The 21,027-nt window shown below is 71.3% G+C and carries 19 protein-coding genes; 7 read left to right on the top strand and 12 right to left on the bottom strand.

Annotation, left to right across the window (positions count from 1 at the left end):
- The coding region (locus ACFFIC_RS06145) for a 1-deoxy-D-xylulose-5-phosphate synthase N-terminal domain-containing protein (RefSeq protein ID WP_377047937.1) at positions 1–693 on the bottom strand (693 nt) is incomplete at its 3' end.
- A 64-nt stretch (positions 694–757) separates the two neighbouring features.
- Positions 758–1,516 carry a phosphocholine cytidylyltransferase family protein gene (locus tag ACFFIC_RS06140; RefSeq protein WP_377049251.1) on the bottom strand — a complete coding sequence of 253 codons (759 nt, stop codon included), beginning with the start codon at positions 1,514–1,516 and terminating at the stop codon, positions 758–760.
- A gap of 132 nt (positions 1,517–1,648) precedes the next feature.
- Between ACFFIC_RS06140 and aepX the strand changes: the two genes are divergently transcribed.
- The 4 genes from aepX to ACFFIC_RS06120 are packed head-to-tail and all read left to right on the top strand — an operon-like array spanning position 1,649 to position 6,540.
- Positions 1,649–3,298: a phosphoenolpyruvate mutase gene (gene aepX, locus ACFFIC_RS06135; protein ID WP_377049250.1), complete on the top strand. Its 1,650-nt coding sequence runs from the start codon at positions 1,649–1,651 to the stop codon at positions 3,296–3,298.
- A 13-nt stretch (positions 3,299–3,311) separates the two neighbouring features.
- Entirely contained in the window at positions 3,312–4,454 is a 1,143-nt protein-coding gene (gene aepY / locus ACFFIC_RS06130) for a phosphonopyruvate decarboxylase (protein ID WP_377049249.1), read from the top strand.
- Positions 4,451–5,443: a lysylphosphatidylglycerol synthase domain-containing protein gene (locus ACFFIC_RS06125; protein ID WP_377049248.1), complete on the top strand. Its 993-nt coding sequence runs from the start codon at positions 4,451–4,453 to the stop codon at positions 5,441–5,443. Before aepY ends, ACFFIC_RS06125 begins: the two co-directional genes overlap by 4 nt.
- Positions 5,440–6,540, top strand: a complete 1,101-nt coding sequence (locus ACFFIC_RS06120; RefSeq protein WP_377049247.1) for a 2-aminoethylphosphonate--pyruvate transaminase — start codon at positions 5,440–5,442, stop codon at positions 6,538–6,540. The genes ACFFIC_RS06125 and ACFFIC_RS06120 overlap by 4 nt, the downstream gene beginning before the upstream one ends.
- 4 nt (positions 6,541–6,544) lie before the next feature.
- Here the strand turns inward: ACFFIC_RS06120 and ACFFIC_RS06115 are convergent, their stop codons facing one another.
- Together ACFFIC_RS06115 and ACFFIC_RS06110 are read right to left on the bottom strand one after the other, a co-directional pair.
- Positions 6,545–7,135, bottom strand: coding sequence for a CDP-alcohol phosphatidyltransferase family protein (locus tag ACFFIC_RS06115; protein ID WP_377049246.1), 591 nt, complete (start codon positions 7,133–7,135; stop codon positions 6,545–6,547).
- A 1-nt stretch (position 7,136) separates the two neighbouring features.
- Entirely contained in the window at positions 7,137–8,153 is a 1,017-nt protein-coding gene (locus ACFFIC_RS06110; protein ID WP_377049245.1) for a ferritin-like domain-containing protein, read from the bottom strand.
- Positions 8,154–8,382: 229 nt separating this feature from the next.
- Between ACFFIC_RS06110 and ispH the strand changes: the two genes are divergently transcribed.
- Positions 8,383–9,339, top strand: coding sequence for a 4-hydroxy-3-methylbut-2-enyl diphosphate reductase (gene ispH / locus ACFFIC_RS06105; protein WP_377049244.1), 957 nt, complete (start codon positions 8,383–8,385; stop codon positions 9,337–9,339).
- A gap of 44 nt (positions 9,340–9,383) precedes the next feature.
- Entirely contained in the window at positions 9,384–10,544 is a 1,161-nt protein-coding gene (gene hpnH, locus ACFFIC_RS06100; RefSeq protein ID WP_377049243.1) for an adenosyl-hopene transferase HpnH, read from the top strand.
- Here the strand turns inward: hpnH and ACFFIC_RS06095 are convergent.
- From ACFFIC_RS06095 to ACFFIC_RS06060, 8 genes are all read right to left on the bottom strand, one after another.
- The gene (locus tag ACFFIC_RS06095) at positions 10,455–11,150 is read right to left on the bottom strand and encodes a phosphorylase family protein (RefSeq protein WP_377049242.1); all 696 of its coding nucleotides are present in this window, start codon (positions 11,148–11,150) and stop codon (positions 10,455–10,457) included. The genes hpnH and ACFFIC_RS06095 overlap by 90 nt on opposite strands.
- Positions 11,151–11,174: 24 nt before the next feature.
- On the bottom strand, positions 11,175–13,145 hold the full coding sequence (gene shc, locus ACFFIC_RS06090) for a squalene--hopene cyclase (protein ID WP_377049241.1): 1,971 nt from the start codon (positions 13,143–13,145) through the stop codon (positions 11,175–11,177).
- Positions 13,142–14,407 carry a hydroxysqualene dehydroxylase HpnE gene (hpnE, locus tag ACFFIC_RS06085; protein WP_377049289.1) on the bottom strand — a complete coding sequence of 422 codons (1,266 nt, stop codon included), beginning with the start codon at positions 14,405–14,407 and terminating at the stop codon, positions 13,142–13,144. Before hpnE ends, shc begins: the two co-directional genes overlap by 4 nt.
- A gap of 5 nt (positions 14,408–14,412) precedes the next feature.
- A complete protein-coding gene (locus ACFFIC_RS06080) occupies positions 14,413–15,591 on the bottom strand; it encodes a glycosyltransferase (protein WP_377049240.1) in 1,179 nt (392 codons plus the stop codon).
- Positions 15,588–16,604: a hopanoid-associated sugar epimerase gene (hpnA, locus tag ACFFIC_RS06075; RefSeq protein WP_377049239.1), complete on the bottom strand. Its 1,017-nt coding sequence runs from the start codon at positions 16,602–16,604 to the stop codon at positions 15,588–15,590. Before hpnA ends, ACFFIC_RS06080 begins: the two co-directional genes overlap by 4 nt.
- A gap of 264 nt (positions 16,605–16,868) precedes the next feature.
- Positions 16,869–17,072, bottom strand: coding sequence for a hypothetical protein (locus ACFFIC_RS06070; protein ID WP_377049238.1), 204 nt, complete (start codon positions 17,070–17,072; stop codon positions 16,869–16,871).
- 22 nt (positions 17,073–17,094) lie between these two features.
- Entirely contained in the window at positions 17,095–18,210 is a 1,116-nt protein-coding gene (locus tag ACFFIC_RS06065; protein WP_377049237.1) for a glycosyltransferase family protein, read from the bottom strand.
- Between the two features lie 46 nt (positions 18,211–18,256).
- Positions 18,257–19,237 (bottom strand): NAD-dependent epimerase/dehydratase family protein, encoded by a 981-nt coding sequence (locus ACFFIC_RS06060; protein ID WP_377049236.1) that lies wholly within the window; start codon positions 19,235–19,237, stop codon positions 18,257–18,259.
- Between the two features lie 308 nt (positions 19,238–19,545).
- Here ACFFIC_RS06060 and ACFFIC_RS06055 point away from each other — a divergent pair, with 308 nt between their 5' ends.
- Positions 19,546–20,970 (top strand): glycoside hydrolase 5 family protein, encoded by a 1,425-nt coding sequence (locus ACFFIC_RS06055; RefSeq protein WP_377049235.1) that lies wholly within the window; start codon positions 19,546–19,548, stop codon positions 20,968–20,970.
- The last annotated feature ends 57 nt before the right edge of the window (positions 20,971–21,027 follow it).

Below are 21,027 nucleotides of genomic sequence, written 5' to 3'. Positions count from 1 at the left end.
CGCCAGGCGGGCCATGACCTCGCGGATGGAGAGGAACGGGCGCGACGAGATCAGCCGCGACAGGTAGGCCGACATGGCGCCCACGGGGCGGGCGATGGACATGTCGTTGTCGTTGAGCACCACGATGAGCCGCGACTTGAGCACGCCCGCGTTGTTCATCGCCTCGTAGGCCATGCCGGCCGACATGGCGCCGTCGCCGATCACCGCGATCACCGCCTGCCCCGCGCCCTGGCCCAGCCCCTGGGGCGCCAGAAGGTCGCGCGCCACCGCCATGCCCAGCCCGGCCGAGATGGAGGTGGAGGAATGCGCGGCGCCGAAGGGGTCGTACTCGCTCTCGGCGCGGCGCGTGAAGCCGGACAGCCCGCCGCCCTGGCGCAGCGTCCGGATGCGGTCGCGCCGCCCGGTCAGGATCTTGTGCGGATAGGCCTGGTGCCCGACATCCCAGATCAGCCGGTCGCCGGGCGTGTCGAAGATGGCGTGCAAGGCCACCGTCAGCTCCACCACCCCCAGGCTCGCGCCCAGGTGCCCGCCCGTGGTGGACACCGCGTCCACCGTCTCGGCGCGCAACTCGTCCGCCAGCTGCCGCAACTGCTCGGCCGAGAAGTTCCGCAGGTCCGCCGGAACACGAACCCGGTCCAGCAACGGCGTCCGCGCGCGCGACACGCCAGGCGACACAACAGGGGGAACAGTCATCAGAAGCTTCCTCGGGCCGTTCGTGCGTGGGGGCATGCGGCCTTCGCGGGGTGGTGAGACCGGGTCAGGCCGGCGTCAACTGGGGAAGGATGTCGTCCCGAGCGCGGCGGACATCCTCGGGGAAGTCGATCTCGACCCAGGGCAGGGCGGTCACGTCGGCAACGGCGAAGCGCGCGGGCTCGGCCAGAATCAGGTCGCGAATCGCTTCCTCGTATTCGAGTTCCGTGCGGCCCGCCGCAACATAGGATGCGCAGCGCTCGGCCAGCGCCGCGGCCATCGGCGCCGAGAAGCGAAAGAAGCCCACGGACTCCCCATGGCTGTCATGCGCGTGCTCCGGCCGCTTGCGGAAGTCCACGATCGTGCCGTCACGGAAACAGATCTTCACGGGCTCGTCGCCCGGCTCGATCTCCCGATCCAGCAGCAGCACGTTCTCCCCGGGCGCCTTGATCAGGGTCGCGAGCATGCGATGATCGTACAGCACGTCGCCGTCCATCAGCAGCAGGGGGCGGCCAGCCCGCAGAAGGTCGCCTTGCACCGCGAGGGAAACAAGGCTGCCATCCCGGTAGTGTGGGTTGTGCACGAAGCGCACCCGCCCCGACCAGCCCAGGCGGGCGACCTCGGCCTCGATCATCTCGCGGCAATGGCCGACGGTGATGCTCACATCCTCCACACCGTTCCGTGACAGGGCGTCAAGATGACGGGAAAGCAAGGTTTCATCACCGAAGCGGAGCAGTATCTTGGGGCCGTCCTGCCCTTCGCCGAGCCGCCGACCGATCCCCGCGGCCAGGATGATCGCCGAGGCCGGACGAGTGGAGCTGATCAATCCGGGCTTCCCAATATTGGCCTCTAGGTCCTGTGAAGGTAGGATGACAGCCGTGGACCTGGCAAGTTCGGCGCACCCTGCGTGCCGGGCGGGACCAAGCGGACGGGCCCACCCTGAGCGGAGAAGAGCCCCTTGAGCGACGCCACGCCATCCCCCACGCGCCCTCGCGCGGCAGCGGCCCCCACCACGCGCTTCGCAGCCCTGCGGCGGGAGATCACCTCCTCCTCGCTCTCCTTCCTGATGGAGGCGCATGACGGCATCTCCGCCAAGCTGGTGCAGGAGGCGGGGTTCCGTGGCGTCTGGGCCTCGGGCCTGACCACCTCGGCGGCGCTCGGCCTGCGCGACAGCAACGAGGCGTCCTGGACGCAGGTGCTGGACGTGCTGGAATACATGGCGGACGCGACCACGCTGCCGATCCTGGTGGATGGCGACACCGGCCACGGCAACTTCAACAACGTCCGCCGCTTCGTGCGCAAGCTGTGCGAGCGCGGCATCGCCGGCGTCTGCATCGAGGACAAGCTGTTCCCGAAGACCAACTCCTTCATCGGGGAAGCCCAGCCGCTGGCCGATGTCGACGAGTTCTGCGGCCGCATCAAGGCCGGCAAGGACAGCCAGACGGACGACGACTTCGTGCTGGTGGCCCGCGTCGAGGCGCTGATCTCCGGCCAGGGCATGGAGGAGGCGCTGCGCCGCGCCGAGGCCTATCATCGCGCGGGCGCCGATGCGATCCTCATCCACTCCAAGAAATCCGACGCCGCCGAGATCTTCGAGTTCACCGAGCGCTGGGCCAACCGCGCGCCGGTCGTGATCGTGCCCACGATGTATTACGCGACGCCGACTGACCTGTTCCGCCAGGCCGGCATCTCCACCATCATCTGGGCGAACCACCTGCTGCGCTCCTCCATCGCCGCCATGCGCGAAACGGCGGCGCGCATCCACGAGGACCAGTCGCTTGTCCGTGTGGAGGGCAGCGTGGCCACGGTGAAGGACATCTTCCGCATCGTCGGCAACGCGGAGCTGGAGGAGGCGGAGCGCCGCTACCTTCCTGCGCGGCCGGCGGTTTCCGCCGTGGTGCTCGCGGCCTCGGGCGGCGAGCTGTCCGGCATGGCGCCGGGCCAGCCGAAATGCATGGCCGACATCCGCGGCCAGTCGCTTCTTGCCCGCCTTGTCGGCACCCTGCGCGAGAGCGGCGTGCGCGACGTCGCGGTGGTGCGGGGCGCGCACAAGGAAGCGGTGGTCCTGCAGGGCGTGCGCATGGTCGACAACGACCGCCACGCCTCCACCGGCGAGGCCTGGTCGCTGGCCGCCGCGCGAGACGCCATCCAGGGCGAAACCGTGGTGGCCTATGGCGACGTGCTGTTCCGCCGCTACATCCTCGACAGCCTGCTGACCAGCCGCGCCGACGTGGCCGTCGCCGTGGACACGCTGGGCGCCACCCAGGCACGCCCCAACCAGCGCGACCTCGTCGTGGCCGACCGTCGCTTCTCCGGAGACTATCTGGACGACAGCCCGGCGACCTTGCAGCGCATCGCGCACGACATCCCGCAGGGGGAAGCCTGCGGCGAGTGGATGGGCCTCGCCCGCTTCAGCGCGCGCGGCGCCGGATGGCTGCGCGAGGAAATCGCGGCCATGGAGGCCGAAGGCCTGCTGGAGGCCGCCGACATGCCGACGCTGCTGACGCGCATCGCGCAGAAGCACCCCGTGCGCGTGAAGTACTTCACCGGGCACTGGCTGGACGTCGACACGCTGACCGACCTCGCCGAAGCGCGAAACTTCACCTGAAGATCGCGGAACCATGATCGCAGCCCAGGACTTCATCGCCGAGGCCGGCCGCGCTGGCTTCGACTTCTACACGGGCGTGCCGTGCAGCTTCCTCACGCCGCTGATCAACGGCGTGCTCTCCTCGCCGTCGCTCGACTATGTCGGCGCAGCGAGCGAAGGGGAGGCGGTGGCCATCGCCTCCGGAGCATGGCTCGCGGGCCGGCGCACGGTGGTGATGTGCCAGAACTCCGGCCTGGGAAACGCGGTGAACCCGTTGACCTCGCTGAACGCGCCCTTCCGCATCCCCACCCTGTTCCTGACCACCTGGCGCGGCGAACCCGGCATCCCCGACGAGCCGCAGCACGAGGTGATGGGCCGCATCACCCATGACCTGATCGCGCTGATGGGGCTGGAACAGGCACCCTTTCCGGCGGGCACGCAGGCGCTCGCCCCGGCGCTGGCGCAGGCCATCGAGCGGATGGAGGCCACCGGCCTGCCCTTCGCCTTCGTGGTCCGCAAGGACGATGTGGCCGACACCCCGTTGAACCAGGCCCCGCGCGCCCTGCCGCCGCCCGGCCGGCGTGAGGACTTCCCCGGAGAGGGCCCGCGCCCCGCCCGCGCGGCCGTGCTGGAACGCTTCCTGTCCATCGTGCCGGAAAGCGCCGCGGTGATCGCAACCACCGGCAAGTGCGGGCGGGAGCTCTTCACCCTCGCGGACCGTGCGCAGCACCTTTACCAGGTCGGCTCCATGGGGGCGGCCAGCGGCATGGCGCTCGGCGTCGCGCTAAACAACCCGCGCCCCGTGGTGGTGCTGGACGGCGACGGCGCGGCGCTGATGAAGCTCGGTACCTTCGCGACCATCGGCGCTTATGCCCCCACCAACCTCGTGCACGTGCTGCTCGACAACGGCGTGCATGACTCCACGGGCGGACAGGCGACGGTCTCCCCTTCCGTCGATTTCGCCGCCGTCGCGCTGGCCTGCGGCTACCGCCAGGCCTTTTCCTGCGAGAGCCTGCCGGGCTTCGAGGCGGCCTTCCGAGCGGCGCTGGCCGGCACCGGCCCCAGCATGATCCACCTGCGCATCGCGCCCGGTTCCATGGCGAAGCTCGGCCGCCCGACGGTGGGCCCCGCCGAGGTCGCGCGGCGCTTCCAGGCCTTCCTGGCGTCGCCGGTGTGATCTGGTCCAGCGCCATCGGGCTGCTGGCCGGCCTCGGGCTCGCGGGCGTGTTGATCGCGACGAACGATCCCGCCGAGATCCTCCGGCTGCTGCTGGACACCGGCTGGTGGATGGCCGCGGTTGTGGCGCTGAACATCACGCAGATCTTCGCCTCCGCCGCCGGCTGGGCGCCGCTGATCGACGACCCGCGCCGCCCCGGCCTGCTTTCCCTCACCCGCATGCGCTGGATCCGGGTGGCGACCAACGCCATCCTTCCCGTGGTGCAGGCGGTCGGGGAGCTGGTGCGCGCGCAGCTGCTGTTCCGCGCCGGCGTCGCGAAGGTGCGCGTGATCGCCAGCGTCGCGACGGACCTGGGCACGGAGATGGCCTCCCAGATCGCCTTCTCGCTGCTCGGCCTCGCGGTGCTGATGATGGTGCCGCATGGCGGAAGCGCATCGACCACCCAGTGGGCCGTGGTGGGCACCGCGCTCGGCGCGGGGCTCACGGGCGCCTTCATGGCAGCCCATCGCTGGGGCCTGTTCCGCATGATCGAGCGCCTCCTGCCCGGCCTCGCCGCGCGCGTCGGCTGGACCTCGCTCGGCGAGCTGACGGGGCTGAACGACGCGGTGGTGCAGCTCTACAGCCAGCCCGGGCGGCTCTGGCGGAGCGGCGGCTGGCACTTCGTGTCCTGGCTGCTCGGCGTGCTGGAAACCTGGGCGGCGCTGCACGCGGTCGGCGCCGAGGCCGGGCTGGCCGAGGCGCTGGTGATCGAGAGCCTGGGCCAGGCGGTGCGCAGCGCCGGCTTCTTCATTCCGGGCGCCCTCGGCCTGCAGGAAGGCGGCTACGTGCTGATCTGCGCGCTGTTCGGCATTCCCGCGGAACAGGCCATCGCCCTCGTCCTCGTGCGGCGCCTGCGGGACGTGATCCTGGGCGTGCCTGGCGTGATCGCCTGGCGCTGGGGCGCCGCGCGCGGCACCGATGCCCAAGCGGGCGCGAGGATACCGACATGAGCGACAGCCCCATTCTCCTGACGCCGGGTCCTTTGACCACGGCCATCGAGACCCGCCGCGCCATGCTGCGCGACTGGGGCTCGCGCGACCCGGCCTTCATCGCGCTCACCGCCGAGCTGCGGGCCCGCCTGCTTCGCGTGGCGAACGGGCAGGGCACGCACGCCGCCGTGCCGCTCCAGGGCTCGGGCACCTTCATCGTGGAAGCCGCAATCGCGACCCTGGTGCCGCCCGCCGGCAAGATGCTGGTTCTCGTCAACGGCGCCTATGGCGAGCGGATGGTCAACATCGCCCGCCGCATGGGGCGCAACGTGGAAGCGCTGCGTTGGCCGGAGGACCGGCCGGTGGAGCCCGCGCGCGTGGCCGAGGCGCTGCGAACCGATCCCGGCATCACCCACGTCGCCCTCGTGCACTGCGAGACAACCACGGGCATCCTGAACCCGCTGGCGGACGTTGCCGCGGAGGTGGCAGGTGCCGGGCGCGCCCTGCTGCTGGACGCCATGAGCAGCTTCGGCGCGCTGCCGATTGATCTTGCCGCCGTGCCCGTCGCCGCCGTGCTGGCTTCCTCCAACAAGTGCCTCGAGGGCGTGCCGGGCCTCGGCTTCGCGCTGGTGCGGCCGGATGTGCTGGAGGCCGCGGCGGGCAACAGTTCCTCGCTCTCCTTCGACCTGCACGCTCAGTGGCGCGGCTTCGAGGGCGATGGCCAATGGCGCTTCACGCCCCCCGTGCAGGTGGTGGCCGCGCTGGTGGAGGCGATGCGCGCGCTGGAAGCGGAAGGCGGCCCCACGGCCCGCCACGCCCGCTACCAGGACAATTTCGACACGCTTCTGGTGGGCATGCGGCGGATGGGCTTCACGCTGTTTCTCGACCAGGCCGTGCAGGCGCCGATCATCGCGACCTTCCATCTGCCGGACGATCGCGGCCTCGCCTTCCGCCCCTTCTACGACGCGCTCGCAGCGCGCGGCTTCCTGATCTATCCGGGCAAGCTGACGCAGGCGGAAACCTTTCGCATCGGCTGCATCGGGGCGCTGCACCGCCGCGACTTCGAGCGGCTGCTCCAGGCGGTCTCGGAAACCCTCGCGGTGCTGGAAGCGGCCTGAGCCGCTAGCGCGCCTGCGCCTGTCGCGCCCCGGTGAGGCCCAGCCAGAGGGCTGCGAGGGGAGTGATGACGGCGGCCGCGACCAGCATCGGCGCCGTCGCCCCGAGCCAGACCAGCACCGGCACCAGGGCGATCAGGTCGTCGGGGTCGATGACGATGCCCGGCGCCAGCTCGTAGCCGCGAAGGTTGCCGATCCGCAGGATGTGCAACTGCGCGAACAGCGCCCCGATCCCGAGGCCCGCGACCACGCCCAGCGCCGGTCCCAGCAGGCCCGGCTGCCCGCCCGCGCCCAGGCCCAGGCCGATGAAGGCGATGATGTTGGAGGTGCAGTCGCTGACCAGGTCGTAGCGGTGGCCGCCCGGGCTGGACTGCCCGGTCAGGCGCGCAAGGTCCCCGTCCATCCGGTCCAGGAAGAAGGAGAGAAGGAAGATCGCGCCCCCGATCGCCGGCCAGTTCCCGCTGCCCGCGAAGGCGACGGCGGCGGCGATGCCCGTCGCCAGGCGCAGCGTGGTGATCTGGTTCGGCGTGACGCCGCTGGGTGCGATCGCGCGCACGACCGGGCGGACGGCCCGGTGGACGATGGTGTTGCTGCTCACCTCAGGCCGCCGCGGTCTTCGGGCCCATGAAGCGGCGGGCCAGGCGAATGAAGAAGGGCACGGTGGTCGGGCGCAGCAGGCGGCGGTCGTAGCCGCCCATGCGGCGCGCATCCTCGGCCAGGCAGATGTCGATCATCTCCGCCGCGCTCAGCGTCACGCCGATGGAGCCGGAGGTGGCGGTGAAGTTCGTGTCCTTGGACGCGCTCCCCATGTCGCGGGCCAGCACCAGCCGGTCCCAGATCAGCACGGCCCAGACGGCCGCTGTCTTGGCCAGGAAATACGGCTTGCGCCACCAGGGCTGCTGCGCCCGCGCCCAGGCTGCCCAGTTGGCGAAGAACAGGATGTGCCGCGCTTCCTCCTGGATCACCGGCTCGAAGGTATCGACCAGATCGGGCGGGAAATAGCCGGAACGGCGCGCGGCCTCGAAGAGGCCGAAGGCGAAGAAGCTGTCGATGCACTCGCTGTAGCCGGTGCGCATCCAGCCCCACTCGACGTCGCGGAAGCCCTTGTACTCGGGCTCGGGCTCCAGCACGACGCCATAGGCCTCCACGAGGTTGGACAGCACCTTCTTGTGCCGCGCCTCTTCGTTGCCATCCATCACCATCGCCTCGTTCAGGAGGGGATCGGCGATGGTGGCGGCGTAGTCGAGCACGCGGAGCGCGGCGCGCCCCTCGGTCTGCACGGCGATGTCCCAGATCGGAAGGCCCGTCAGGCGCGCATGCGCCTCCGCGTCCAGCTTCGGCCAGTCCAGCACGCGCGGCTTGTAGGGATTGTGCGTCTCCAGCATCATCCGCGCGAACATTTCCATGTGGTCGCGGCTGCCGATGCGGATGGGGCCGGGCTTGTCGAAGGTCCAGTGCCGCGCCTCATGGTCCGCCACGGCCACGCTCTCGGTGTCGAGCGGGATGCGGTCAAAGGGAAGGGGCTCCGGCCGGCCCGTGGACGAGCCGGTGGAGGCGCCGGCGGACAAGTCGGAGGGCAGCTCAGAGGACCGGCCGGAGGACAGGCTGGATGACATGCGGGATCCCCGATCTTGCGGACGGCGGGCCCGGTTTCTGCTGGATCGGCGGCCCGGCGACGGATAGCCCACGATTAATGGCACTGTGACCGGAAAGCGCAACCCGAAGGGGAATGGGCCCGCTCCCCGTTTCGTGGGATGCCTACCCTGTAGGAGACTTGCCACAGGGCGGTCTAGCCTTTGCATGGCGCCGATTCAACGATGCGCCGTGACGGAGGGTGGCCCTGGAATGCGCGTTCTTCTGGCCCAGCCCCGCGGCTTCTGCGCCGGCGTTATCCGGGCGATCGAGATCGTCGAGCGATCGATCCGGAAGTTCGGCGCCCCGGTTTATGTCCGGCACGAGATCGTCCACAACCGGCACGTGGTGGAAACCCTGAAGAAGCAGGGCGCCATCTTCGTCGACGAGCTTTCCGAGGTTCCGGACGGCGCGGTCACCATCTTCAGCGCCCACGGAGTGTCGCGCGCCGTGGAGGATGAGGCAGCCGCCCGCAGCCTGCCGGTGCTGGACGCCACCTGCCCCCTGGTCGCCAAGGTCCATCAGCAGGGCCGCCGCTACGCCGCGCGCGGGCGCGTCCTCGTGCTGATCGGCCATGCCGGCCATGCGGAGGTGGAGGGCACGGTTGGGCAGGTGGACGCGCCCATCCACCTCGTGGCCAGTGCCGAGGATGTCGCCCGGCTGGACCTGCCCCGGGACGCGCCGCTCGCCTATCTCACCCAGACAACCCTCTCGGTGGACGACACGCGCGGGATCATCGCGGCGCTCCAGGCCCGCTTCTCCGACGTGGAGGGGCCGGATGTGTCCGGCATCTGCTACGCGACCCAGCATCGCCAGGCCGCGGTGCGGGAACTCTGCGCGGAGGTGGACCTTCTTCTGGTGGTGGGCAGCCGCAACAGCTCCAACTCCACCCGCCTGCGCGAGATCGGCGAGGAGATGGGCCGCCCGAGCCACCTGATCTCCCATGGAGGGGAGCTGGACCCCGCCTGGCTGGCCGGTGTTCGCACCGTGGGCCTGACCGCCGGAGCCTCCGCGCCGGAGGAGCTGATCCTGGACGTCATCGCTGCCCTGCGCCGGCATGGGGCCGCCGAGATTGCCCAAATGGCCGGAATCACCGAAGATGTCGAGTTCAGGCTGCCCGCCGAGCTGAGGGAACCGTCGCCGTTCCCGGCCGTTCAGGCAGCCCAGTAAGCCAACAGCCAGCGACCCAATTCGTCAGCAAAAGGAGCGCAGTCTTGGGAATTCCCCTCGCCCAGGCCGCCCGGATCGGCACCTATCTCGTCAAGCAGCACCTGAGCGGCCGGAAGCGCTACCCGCTGGTTCTGATGCTGGAGCCGCTGTTCCGCTGCAACCTGGCCTGCGCCGGTTGCGGCAAGATCGACTATCCCGGCGAGATCCTGAACCAGCGCCTCTCGGTCGAGGACTGCATGCAGGCCATCGACGAGTGCGGCGCGCCCGTGGTCTCCATCGCCGGCGGCGAGCCGCTGCTGCACCGGGAGATGCCGGAGATCGTGCGCGGCTACCTGGCCCGCAAGAAGTACGTGATCCTCTGCACCAATGCCCTGCTGCTGACCAAGAAGATCGACGACTACAAGCCGCATCCGGGCTTCACCTGGTCCATCCACCTCGATGGCAACCAGGCGATGCACGACAAGTCCGTGTGCCAGGGCGGCGTCTACGACAAGGCGGTGGAGGCCATCAAGCTCGCGAAGTCCAAGGGCTTCCACGTCAGCATCAACTGCACCCTGTTCAACGATGCCGACCCCGCGCAGGTCGCGGACTTCCTGGACGATATGAAGGCGCTCGGCCTGGACGGGATGACCATCTCGCCCGGTTACGCCTACGAGCGCGCGCCGGACCAGCAGCACTTCCTGAACCGCACCAAGACGAAGGAGCTGTTCCGCGGCATCCTGTCCCGCGGGAATGGCGGCAAGAAGTGGGCCTTCAGCCAGTCCGTGCTGTTCCTGAACTTCCTGGCGGGCAACGAGGCCTATAGCTGCACGCCCTGGGGCAACCCCACGCGCACGGTGTTCGGCTGGCAGAAGCCCTGCTACCTGCTCGGCGAGGGCTACGCGAAGACCTTCAAGGAGCTGATGGACGACACCGAGTGGGACAAGTACGGGGTCGGCAACTACGAGAAGTGCGCCGACTGCATGGTCCATTCCGGCTTCGAGGCCTCGGCCGTGAAGGACATGGTGAAGAACCCGCTGAAGGCGCTCGCCGTCTCCATGCGTGGCGTCCGCACCGACGGGCCGATGGCCGAGGACATCTCGCTGGCCAACCAGCGCCCGGCCGACTTCGTCTTCTCAGGCCATGTCGAGCGGAAGCTGGCCGAGATCCGTGCCCGGCCCCGGCCCAAGAAGACGCGGCCCGAGGAGTCCGTGCCCGCGGAATAGCGCCCTGAAGGCCCGCTCCGCCTCCAGCCCCGTCCTGACCAGGGCGGGAAGCTGGAGCGGGGCGGCCAGCAGCGCGCGGAGAACGGCGGGCAGGTCCATGCTTCCGTCCGCCCGCATCCCCACGCGCGCCGCCGGCGGCAGGCTCCGCGCCGCGCCGTCCGACACCGCGCGCGCGCAGGCGAGGGGCAGCCCGTGCCGCCGTGCCACCCGGGCGGCGACATGGGATTCCATATCCACCGCCAGGGCGCCGGTTGCGCGGTGGAGCGCTGATTTCTCCCGGGCTTCCGCCGCCATCAGGTCCCGGCCCAGAACCGCGCCCGCCCGCGCGCGCGGCAGGCGCGCAAGCAGCCGCGAGGCCCAGGCCGCGTCGGCGGGCAGGCGCGCCGCCCCGTCCAGCACTGCCTCGGCCACCACCCAGTCACCGGGGCGCAGGTCCGGCGCCAGGGCGCCGGCGATGCCCATGCTGATGATGCCGCCGGCACCGTGTGCCCGCGCATCGAGCGCCGCCTCGAGCCTTGCCGGATCGCCGCCGCCGGCGATGACCTCCAGCCCCGGCCCGGCCAGGATGCGGGCCTCCCGCAGCAGGCCCGTGGCGACGAGGATCACCGGGGCAGGGGAGGGGCGCCCGCCTCACATGCCATGCAGCACGCGCCGCGCGTTGCTGCGCCGAAGGTTTCGGTAGCGCGCCAGCGCCCAGAGCGGGAAGAACTTCGGGTAGCCGTGGTAGCGCAGGTAGAAGACGCGCGGGAACCCGCCGCCCGTGTAGGCGTCCTGCTGCCACAGCCCGGTTTCGTCCTGCATGTCGCGCAGCCAGGCGATGCCGCGCGCCACCGCCGGATGGTCCACCTCGCCCGCGGCCATGAGCGCGAGCAGGGCCCAGGCCGTCTGGGAGGCGGTGGAGGGCGCGGGCTCGTAGCCGCGGTAGTCCAGGCTGTAGCTCTCGCAATCCTCGCCCCAGCCGCCATCGGGGTTCTGGATGGCGATCAGCCAGTCCGCGCCGCGGCGCATGCTCGGCCGCGTCGCGTCGAAGCCCACGGCGTTGAGCGCGATCAGCGCCGACCAGGTGCCATAGATGTAGTTGACGCCCCAGCGGCCGAACCAGCTTCCGTCCTCTTCCTGCTCGCGCTCCAGGAAGTCGATGGCGGAGCGCAGCCGCGGGCTGTCGGGCGTCTCGCCGAGCTGGGCCATCATGCCGATGCAGCGCGCGCTGACATCGGCGGTGGGCGGGTCGAGCAGCGCGCCGTGGTCGGCGAAAGGGATGTTGTTGAGGTAACCGTGGACGTTGTCGGCGTCAAAGGCGCCCCAGCCGCCGTTGTTGCTCTGGAGCCCTTCCGTCCACTCCGCGCCGCGCGCGATGGCCTCGTCATGCACCTCGCCGAGCGCGAGCTGGTGGCGCGCGCGGTCCATGGCCATGACCACCACGGCGGTGTCGTCGAGGTCGGGGTAATAGGCGTTGCGGTACTGGAAGGCCCATCCGCCCGGCCGCACATGCGGGCGCTGCTCGGCCCAGTCGCCGCGCACCTCAAGCTCCTGCAACGGCCGCAGCCACTCCAGCGCCCGCGCCGTCGCGCCCTCGGCTTCCTCGCCGCCGACCTCCAGCATGGCATGCGCCACCAGCGCCGTGTCCCAGACGGGGGAAACGCAGGGCTGGCAATAAGCCTCGTCCTCGCGGATCACGAGAAGCTTCTCGATCGCCGCCCGGGCGGTGGCGCGGTGCGGATGGTCCGGCGCGTAGCCCAGCGCGTCGTACATCATCACGGCATTGGCCATGGCCGGGTAGATCGCGCCCAGCCCGTCCTCGCCGTTCAGGCGTTCCGTCACGAACTGCACGCAGCGGGTGATGGCGCGCTGGCGCAGCGGGCGCGGCCAGACCGGCTCGGCCTCGGTCAGCACGCGGTCGAAGGCGGTGAACAGCATGGCCCAGCCGCGCTTCTGGTGCGTGCGCGCCCGCCCCCGCCGCACGCGCGCCCGCACGAACAGCTCCCCGATCCGCACCCCCCGCGGGTTGCGCGCCCGCACCCGCATCGCCTGCAGCACCAGCAGCGGCACCAGCACGGTGCGCGCCCAGTAGGACATGCGGGAGATGTGCACCGGGAACCAGCGCGGCAGAAGGATCATCTCCACCGGGATGGTCGGCACGCGCTTCCACGAAAGCTCGCCGAACAGGCAGAGCAGGATGCGCGTGAACACGTTGGCGCGCCCCGCCCCGCCATGGGCCAGGATGGCCGCCCGGGCCCGGGCCATGTGCGGCGCGTCCGGGTCGTCGCCGATCATCTTGAGGCAGAAATAGGCCTTCACCGACGCGCTGATGTCGAAGGCGCCGCCGTGGAACAGCGGCCAGCCGCCATGCTCGCCCTGGATGCGGCGAAGATAGTTGCCGATCTTGCGCTCGAGCTCGGGCTCCTCCGGCTCGCCCAGGTGCTGGCGCAGCAGGATGTACTCCGCGGGGATGGTGGCGTCCGCCTCCAGCTCGAACACCCAGTGGCCATCCGCGCGCTGCTGCCCCAGCAGCGCCTCGGCGGCACGGCCGAGCGCGGCCTCTATCCCGTCCAGCCAGCCCGCATCGCTCCTGGCGAGCACCTCACCCGCAACATCCTTCATGCCGCTACAATCCCAGGAACGCGGCCGTTTGTGGAGAGGGCGAGGGCCGCCGCGGCCTGCCCGGAACGCAGAGCACCCTCGATTGTGGCGGGAAGGCCAGTGTCGGTCCAATCCCCCGCGAGCGACAGGTTGGCCCAGGCGGTGCGGGCCGGCGGGCGGCGCGCGGCCTGGGCGGGGGTCGCGGCAAAGGTCGCGCGGCGCTCCTTGACGATCCGGTGCGGCGGCACGGGGCCGGACAGGCCGTGGGCGGCCGCGACATCCGCCCAGAGGCGCACGGGAAGGTCCTCGGCCTCCATCAGGTGGTCCGCCGCGCTGACGGTCACGGAGAGGCGGTCGGGAAAGGCGAAGACCCACTCGGCGGTGCCGCCGATCAGGCCGATCATGGTGGGGGCCCCGGGCGGCGGGGCGATGGCGAAGTGGGCGTTCACGATGGGGCGGAACTCGTCGGGTGCGGTCAGGCCGGGCAGAAACTCCTGCGCGGCCCAGGGGGGAACGGCCAGAACCACGGTGTCGGCAGGGCCGAGGGGCACGGCGCCATCGGCGAAATGCAGCCCGGTGACGCGGCCCTCGCCCAGGCCAAGGGCACGCAGGCGGCGGCCGAGGCGGATCTCCGCGCCCGCCTCGCGCAGCCGGGCCAGCGCGGGCTCCACGAAGGCGGCGTCCAGCGTGGGGGTCGCGATCCGCGGCCGGCTCGCCAGCCCGCCCTTGGCCAGGCTTTCGCGCAGGACCGCCCCCGCGAGGTCGGCCGAGCCCTCCTCCGGCGCGGTGTTGAGGACCGACACGAGCAGGGGCCGCAGCAGACGGTCCCAGAGCGGACCGCGGCAGGCCATGACCTCGTCGATCCGCCGGCCGGGATGGCGGCGCAGCAGCGCGGCCAGGGCCAGGTAGTCGCGCGCGGTGGTGCCGGGCACGCGGCGGTGCGGGGCCATGATCCACCAGGGCAGGGGGCCGTCATTCGGGCGCACGGCCCAGCGCGCGCCGCTCGGCACGTCCAGGAAGTCGAACTCCGCCCGATCGGGACCGGCCAGCCGGTTCTCCGCCCCGATGGCCCGGAGATAGCGCGCGACGGCCGGGTTGCCCGAGAGCACCAGGTGATTGCCGTTGTCGACGACCATGCCGAGCTGGGCGTCGTGGTAGGACCGGCAGCGCCCGCCCGCCTGGCGCGCGGAATCCGTCAGCACCACGCGCGCGCCGGCTTCCACGAGGGTCACTGCCGCCGACAGCCCGGCCAGACCTGCCCCCACCACATGCACCCGAGGCATCGCGCTCAAGCGTTCGGTGCTCCCGATCCCGGCATCATCGCCTGGGCGCGGCCCTTCCACATGCCGCCCCGCCCACGCCAGACCTGCATCGCGGATTGCACCGTGAAAACAAGATAGGCCGCCGCCGTCGCCGGCAAGGCCAGTCCCCAGAGAAGGCCGGCGAAGCGGGACGCGCCGTAGAAGCGCCGCATCGGCTGGAAGGCCAGCGCCATCAGAGCCCAGGCCGCGAGCCCCGCCAGGCGCGCGAGGCCTTCGCCGAACAAGGCAAGCACCGGCGGCGCCACATAAACCAGCGCCATGCCGAACACCGTTCCCGCCAGCAGCAGCGGCGAGTAGCCGAGTTGCGCATAGGCCGAGCGCGACACCATCCGCCCGATCTCGCCGAAGCCGCCATAGGGCCGCAGGCTCACCGCCCGCCGGGTGAGAAGCAGCCGGATCGGTCCCTGGGCCTTCAGGCGGCGGGCGAGCGCGCAGTCGTCGATGATCTCGCGCCGGATGGCCGCGATCCCGCCCGCGCGCTCCAGCGCCTCGCGCCGCACGAGCATGCAGCCACCGGCCCCCGCCGCCGTGGCGCGTTCCGCCCGCGCCACCCAGGCGAAGGGGTAGAGCATGCCGAAGAAGAACACAAAGGCCGGGATCAGGAAGCGCTCCGCCGCGTTGGCGCAGGACAGCTTCGCCATGAGGGACACCAGGGCGCAGCGCCCGGCCTCCGCGCGGGCAACCAGCGCGCGCAGGTTGTCGGGGGCGTGGCCGATATCCGCATCGGTCAGCAGCACATAGGCAGGCGCCTCGCCGGCGGTTGCATGCCGCACGCCCTGCTCCAGGGCCCAGAGCTTGCCCGTCCAGCCCGCCGGAAGGGCCGCGCCAGGCAGCACCTCCAGCCTTGCGGCGGCCCCCGCGGCCTGGCGCGCGGCCTCGGCGGTGCCGTCCGTGCTGCCGTCATCCACCAGCACCACGCGGAATGGGCCGGGATAGTCCTGCGCCAGCAGGCTGCCCACGGAGCGCGCGATCACGTCCGCCTCGTTCCGCGCCGGCACCACGGCCACCACGGAAGGCCAGTGACCGGGCGGGGAGGGGGTGTCCGCGTCGTCGCGCTCCCGGCACATCCAGAAGCCGCCGCGCCCGAGCAGCAGAACGAGCCAGATCGCGAGCGACAGCAGGCCGAGAAGCAGGGCGACGCTCATGCCAGCCGTCCCGCCTCCCGGAACCAGGCCAGTGCATCGGCCACCGCCTCCGCATAAGGGCGCGCGCGGTAGCCCAGCTCCCGCTCCGCCTTGGCCGAGGTGAAGAACATGCGGTAGCGCGACATGCGCAGCGCATCGACCGTCAGCAGGGGCTCGCGCCCCGTCAGCCGCGCCACGGCCTCCGCGCCCAGCGCCAGGGGATAGAGCGGCCCGCGCGGCAGGCGGATGCGCGGGGCCGGGCGGCCCGCCTGGCGCGCGATCTCGGCCAGCAGGTCGCGAAGCGGCAGGTTCTCGCCCCCCAGGATGTAGCGCTCGCCCACGCGGCCGTGCTCGAAGGCCAGCAGGTGGCCCTCGGCGATGTCGTCCACATGGGCGATGTTCAGCCCGGTGTCCACGAAGGCGGGGATCTTCCCCCGCGCGGCGTCCAGGATCATGCGCCCGGTGGGCGTGGGCCGGATGTCGCGGGGGCCGACGGGGGTGGAGGGATTCACGATCACCGCCGGCAGGCCGTCGCGGGCCACCATCTCCTCGACCACCCGCTCGGCCATGGTCTTGCTGCGCTTGTAGGCGCCGATAGCCTCGCCGGGATCCAGCGGCGCGTCCTCATTCACCGGGGCGGTGGCGCCGGCAACCTTCAGCGCCGCGACGCTGCTCGTGTAAACGATCCGCTCGATCCCCGACGCCAGCGCCTCGCGCATCAGGGCGCGGGTGCCGTCCACGTTCACCCGCAGGATCGCGCCGGGATCGGGCGCCCAGAGCCGGTAGTCGGCCGCGACGTGGAACAGGTGCTGCATGCCGCGCAGTGCGGCGCGGAGCGAGGCGGGGTCGCCAAGGTCCCCCTCCGCCACCTCGCAGCCAAGCCCCTCCAGGTTGGCACGCGGGCTGGATGGCCGGGCCAGGGCCCGCACCCGCAGGCCGCGCGCCAGCAAGGCGCGCAGCACCGCCGAACCGAGGAAGCCCGTACCCCCCGTCACAAGGACGGGCGCGCCGGACCGGAAAGGAAAGTCCATCATGGGCGGGTCGCTTTGCGGGGCAATCGAGCATGCTGTTGGATAGAACGCATGGCCATTCGCGAAAGGGCCATCAAAGGCCGGTCAGCGCTCAGGATCCTGAACTCCCTTCGCCGCCGGCCACCGCATTGTGGCCACGGGCCAATGTCCGGCACCACCGGCGCGCGGAGACCGGGCGGCAGGAGACCCTGCGCCCGGCGGCACCGCGCATGTTATGTCAACCATAGCCCACTCGCAATTCGGCAGGCGCAATCCAGCAGTCGCGATTCAGCACTCGCAACTCACCGCGCCGGAGATGAGGGGGGGCAGCCTATCGGGGTTCCAGCCAGTCGAGCGCCAGCGCCGCACCCGCCCGGGGTTGAAGGTGGCCGGCGGCGCTCGCGGCGCCACCTTCGCCGCCCGGTGCCCATCCGTCATTCCGCTCAGCCCCGCAGCGAATTCTCCCACCACCTTCGGAAAGAAGGAGACCATGGCGGCCGGTCCTTCACGGCCCTCAGACCATGTAGAAGCTCTTGCCCCGGGCCTCGCGGCTGCGCAGCAAGGCCGTGCGGACCTCGCGCACCGTCCGCCGCCCGACCGTGTTCGCGTAGTAATCCGCCGCGTCGGGCGCGCGGTCCATCAGCAGGCGCCAGAGCTGGTCCAGCTCCTCCCGCGTCACGAGGCGGTCCGGGTTCAGGATGCGCCCGCGCAGCTCCTCCAGCCTGGCCGGGAAAGCCGTCTGGCGGAACTCTGTGCAACTCGCCCGCTTGGCCCGGATGATCTCCTCCACGGCGGCGGGGGTGATGGCCGGAGCCTGCCTCGGCCGCTCCGTGGCATAGGCCATGGCGGGGAAGCCCAGCCGCGTGAAGCCGGCGGGGCTGAAGGATTCCCCGCGCTCCCCGATGTAGCGGGCAAAGCAGACATCGGTGTTGACCCGCGCGAAGCCGAGGTCGGCGCAGGCCATGGTCTTCGCCACGTCCTGCGAGGAGGCGGTGTGGGCCACGGGCTTGTCGAGGTAGAGCTCAGCGATCGCGAGGTCCGGACGCATCTGGTAGTCCACGCGCCCGTAGGTCCGCAGAAAGGGCTGCAACCAGGGCTGCATCGCCCGCCAGCAGCGGCGGGTCAGCCCAAAGCCCCAGTGGTGTTCCAGCGGCACCAGTTTCGGCGCGTCGGGATCCGAGACGCGGCGGTGGTCGCCATAGGCCGCGAAGTAGCCGATCTCCGGATGCGCGCCGAGCTGCGCCCGCATCGCCTCCAGCGTCGCGAGGTACCAGGGGCCCAGCTCCAGGTCGTCCTCGAAAAAGTAACCCACCTCCGCGTCCAGGGACTCGAACACCAGGGCCTCGCCGCGCTGGATGTTCATGGCGATTCCCAGATTGTCCGCCGAGGCATGGACATGCCCGCCCGGAAAGGCCTCCCGGAAGGCGGCGATGCTGGCCTCGATCCGCGCGGGGTCTCCATACACGTTGCCCGAGCGCGGGGAGCGGGCGCCGTCCTGCACCAAGTGGACCCGCCCCTCCTCCAGGCGCACGCCCTGCTGCGCCCGGAGCGAGGCACAGAGCCGGCGGAGGTAGTCCTCGCGCGTGAACGAGAAGATGACGATCGGGGGAAGGGGCGGCTGATCCGACATGGTCACGCCGTGCGGCGGAAGGGAAATGCGTGCCGGCGCGGCAGGCTCAACCGAAATGCCCTCGCCACCACCGCACGAAGTGGCCGAGGCCGGTGCGCAGGTCGGTCGTCGGCTCCCAGCCGAAGTCGCGCTTCATCGCGGACACGTCGGCGAAGGTGGCGGGCACGTCGCCGGGCTGCATGGGCTTGAGCACGCGCACCGCCTGCACGCCCAGCAGCTCCTCCAGGATGGAGACCATGTCCAGCAGCTCCTCCGGCCTGCTGTTGCCGATGTTGTAGAGCCGGTGGCCGCCATCCGCGGGCGGGTTGTCCAGCGCGGCCACGATCCCCGCCACGATGTCGTCCACGAAGGTGAAGTCGCGCCGCATCCGCCCCTCGTTGAAGAGCTGGATGGGGCGGCCCTGCAGCATGGCCTCGGTGAACAGCCAGTAGGCCATGTCGGGCCGCCCCCAGGGGCCATACACCGTGAAGAAGCGCAGCCCCGTGAGCGGCAGCTTGTACAGATCCGTGTAGACCCGGCTCATCAGCTCTCCCGCCGCCTTGGTGGCGGCGTAGAGCGAGGCCGGGCGGTCCACGCGGTCCGTCTCGCGGAAGGCGCCGTCCGTGCGCGAGCCGTAGACGGAGCTGGTGGAGGCATAAACCGCGTGGGCGATCCGTCCCTCGCTGCGGCGAACCCCCTCCAGGATGCCGAGATGCCCCGTGACGTTGGCGGCGGTGTAGGCGAAGGGCGCCTCCAGCGACCAGCGCACGCCGGCCTGGGCGCCCAGATGCGCCACGCGGTCGATCCCGGTCTCGGCTTTCATCAGCGCCAGCAGGGCGTCGGTGTCCGCCAGGTCCAGCCGGTGCAGGCGGAAGGCGCCGGGCCGGGCATGGCCCGTGAGTGCCGCGAGCCGCGCCTCCTTCAGCGCCGGATCGTAATACGGATTGAGGTTGTCGATGCCGACCACCTCATCCCCGCGCGCCAGCAGGGCCTGGCAGAGATGCGCGCCGATGAAGCCCGCGGCGCCGGTGACGAGAACGCGCCCCACGTCTCAGCCCCGCCCAACGAGGGTGGCCGCGAGGCAGGGGCCCCGGCCGGCGAAAAGGGAGCCATCGGGGCAGGCCGCCCGCGTTCGGAAAGGCATCAGGCAGGTTCCTCGGGGTCAGGCCGCTCGCTGGCCGCAACGTATAGCGGCCCGGCCCATGCCGAACCATCCTCCCCCGCGGGGGGGCCGTCCCGGCACGGCCGCTCTTCACAAAGCAGCCATCCCCCTCCCGCGGGCACACGCTGGCGTGTCCACGGCGTTCACCCCTCCCGCTTCCGGCCTCCCGGAGGCTGCGACGCGGAACTCCCGATTTGACCGAACTGCCATGGATCGAGCGCGCGGCGGGCGCGCCCTATTTCGTCACCGCCCAGGGCGAGCCCTGGACCCCCATCGGACAGAACGACGCGATCAGCTGGCCCGAGCTTGAGGGCCTGTTCCGCCGCCGCGACCTGCCGGGCGTGGAGCGGCACCTGCGCCACCTCCGGGACAGCGGCGTCACCTGCCTCCGGCTGATGCTGGAATATGCCCAGGGCAACCACCGCTTCCTCGAGCGCCCGGCCGGGCGCTTCGTGCCCGCCATGGTCCAGCTCTGGGACGACCTGTTCCGCCTCTGCGAGCGCGTGGGGATGCGCGTTCTCCTCACCCCCTTCGACACCTTCTTCACCTGGGTGCGCTGGCGGCACCACCCCTACAACGCCGCCAATGGCGGTCCCTGCTCGTCCCGCACGCGCCTTCTGGTGTGCCCGGAAACGCGGGAATTCGTGAAGGCACGGCTCGCCTTCGCCACGCGGCGATGGGGCGGCAGCGGCGTGATCTTCGCCTGGGACCTGTGGAACGAGATGCACCCGGCGCAGGCCGAGAACCGGCACGGCGCATTCGCCGAGTTCATCGACGATGTCGGCCCCTTTCTGCGGAACCTGGAGACGGAGCTGCACGGGCGGGCGCACCTGCAATGCGTCTCGGTCTTCGGCCCGGAGCTGCTGTCGAGCCCCGCGATCGCCGACCCGATCTTCCGCCACCCGCGGCTGGATTTCGCCAGCAGCCATTTCTACGAGAGCGGGACGATCGACCACCCCGCCGACACCGTGGCCCCCGCCCTGGCCGTCGGCCGCCTGACGCGGGACGCCCTGGGCCACATCACCGACCTCCGTCCCTTCCTCGACTCCGAGCACGGCCCGATCCACAGCTTCAAGGACCGGCATAGCACCCTGCCGGAGGAGTTCGACGACGAGTACTTCCGCCACATCCAATGGGCCCACCTCGCCTCCGGCGGGGCGGGCGGGGGGATGCGCTGGCCGAACCGCAGCCCGCATGTGCTGACCCCGGGGATGCGCACTGCGCAGGCGGCACTTTCGCGCTTCCTGCCGCTGGTGGACTGGCCGCGGTTCCGCCGGCGCAACATCTCGGACGACATCGGCCTGCGGGGCGATGCCGCCCACGTCTTCGGCTGCGGCGACGCGCACCAGGCCGTCGCCTGGCTGCTGCGCCCGGGCCTGGAGGACGCGCCGGCCGCCAGGGGCAAGCGCCTTCTGCACCGGGTGGCACGGGGCACCGGGGCCTCCCTCACGCTCACCTTGCCCGGGCTGGACCCCGGCGCCTACGAGGCCGTGCTCTGGGACACGCGCGCGGGCCGGGAATGCGGGCGGTTGCGCGCCGTGGCCGAGGGGCCGGCGGGGCTGGCCCTGCCGCTGCGCCTCAGCGGCCCCGACCTGGCGCTCGCCATCCGCCCGATCTGAGCGCCCGATCCGAGAGCCCAATCCGAGAGCCTGGCCTGAGCACGCCCGGCCGGCGCG

It is taken from the genome of Muricoccus vinaceus (assembly GCF_042433125.1).
Taxonomy (GTDB): domain Bacteria; phylum Pseudomonadota; class Alphaproteobacteria; order Acetobacterales; family Acetobacteraceae; genus Roseomonas; species Roseomonas vinacea.
The sequence above is the reverse complement of the archived record's forward strand: the minus strand, read 5'-3'. Positions and strand labels throughout refer to the sequence as shown.

Coding starts and splice junctions, on each gene's coding strand:
- aepY (WP_377049249.1), top strand. CDS start 3,312: ATGATCGCAGCCCAGGACTTCATCGCCGAGGCCGGCCGCGCTGGCTTC.
- ACFFIC_RS06120 (WP_377049247.1), top strand. CDS start 5,440: ATGAGCGACAGCCCCATTCTCCTGACGCCGGGTCCTTTGACCACGGCC.
- ACFFIC_RS06110 (WP_377049245.1), bottom strand. CDS start 8,153: ATGTCATCCAGCCTGTCCTCCGGCCGGTCCTCTGAGCTGCCCTCCGAC.
- ispH (WP_377049244.1), top strand. CDS start 8,383: ATGCGCGTTCTTCTGGCCCAGCCCCGCGGCTTCTGCGCCGGCGTTATC.
- shc (WP_377049241.1), bottom strand. CDS start 13,145: ATGAAGGATGTTGCGGGTGAGGTGCTCGCCAGGAGCGATGCGGGCTGG.
- hpnE (WP_377049289.1), bottom strand. CDS start 14,407: ATGCCTCGGGTGCATGTGGTGGGGGCAGGTCTGGCCGGGCTGTCGGCG.
- ACFFIC_RS06080 (WP_377049240.1), bottom strand. CDS start 15,591: ATGAGCGTCGCCCTGCTTCTCGGCCTGCTGTCGCTCGCGATCTGGCTC.
- hpnA (WP_377049239.1), bottom strand. CDS start 16,604: ATGATGGACTTTCCTTTCCGGTCCGGCGCGCCCGTCCTTGTGACGGGG.
- ACFFIC_RS06070 (WP_377049238.1), bottom strand. CDS start 17,072: ATGGTCTCCTTCTTTCCGAAGGTGGTGGGAGAATTCGCTGCGGGGCTG.
- ACFFIC_RS06065 (WP_377049237.1), bottom strand. CDS start 18,210: ATGTCGGATCAGCCGCCCCTTCCCCCGATCGTCATCTTCTCGTTCACG.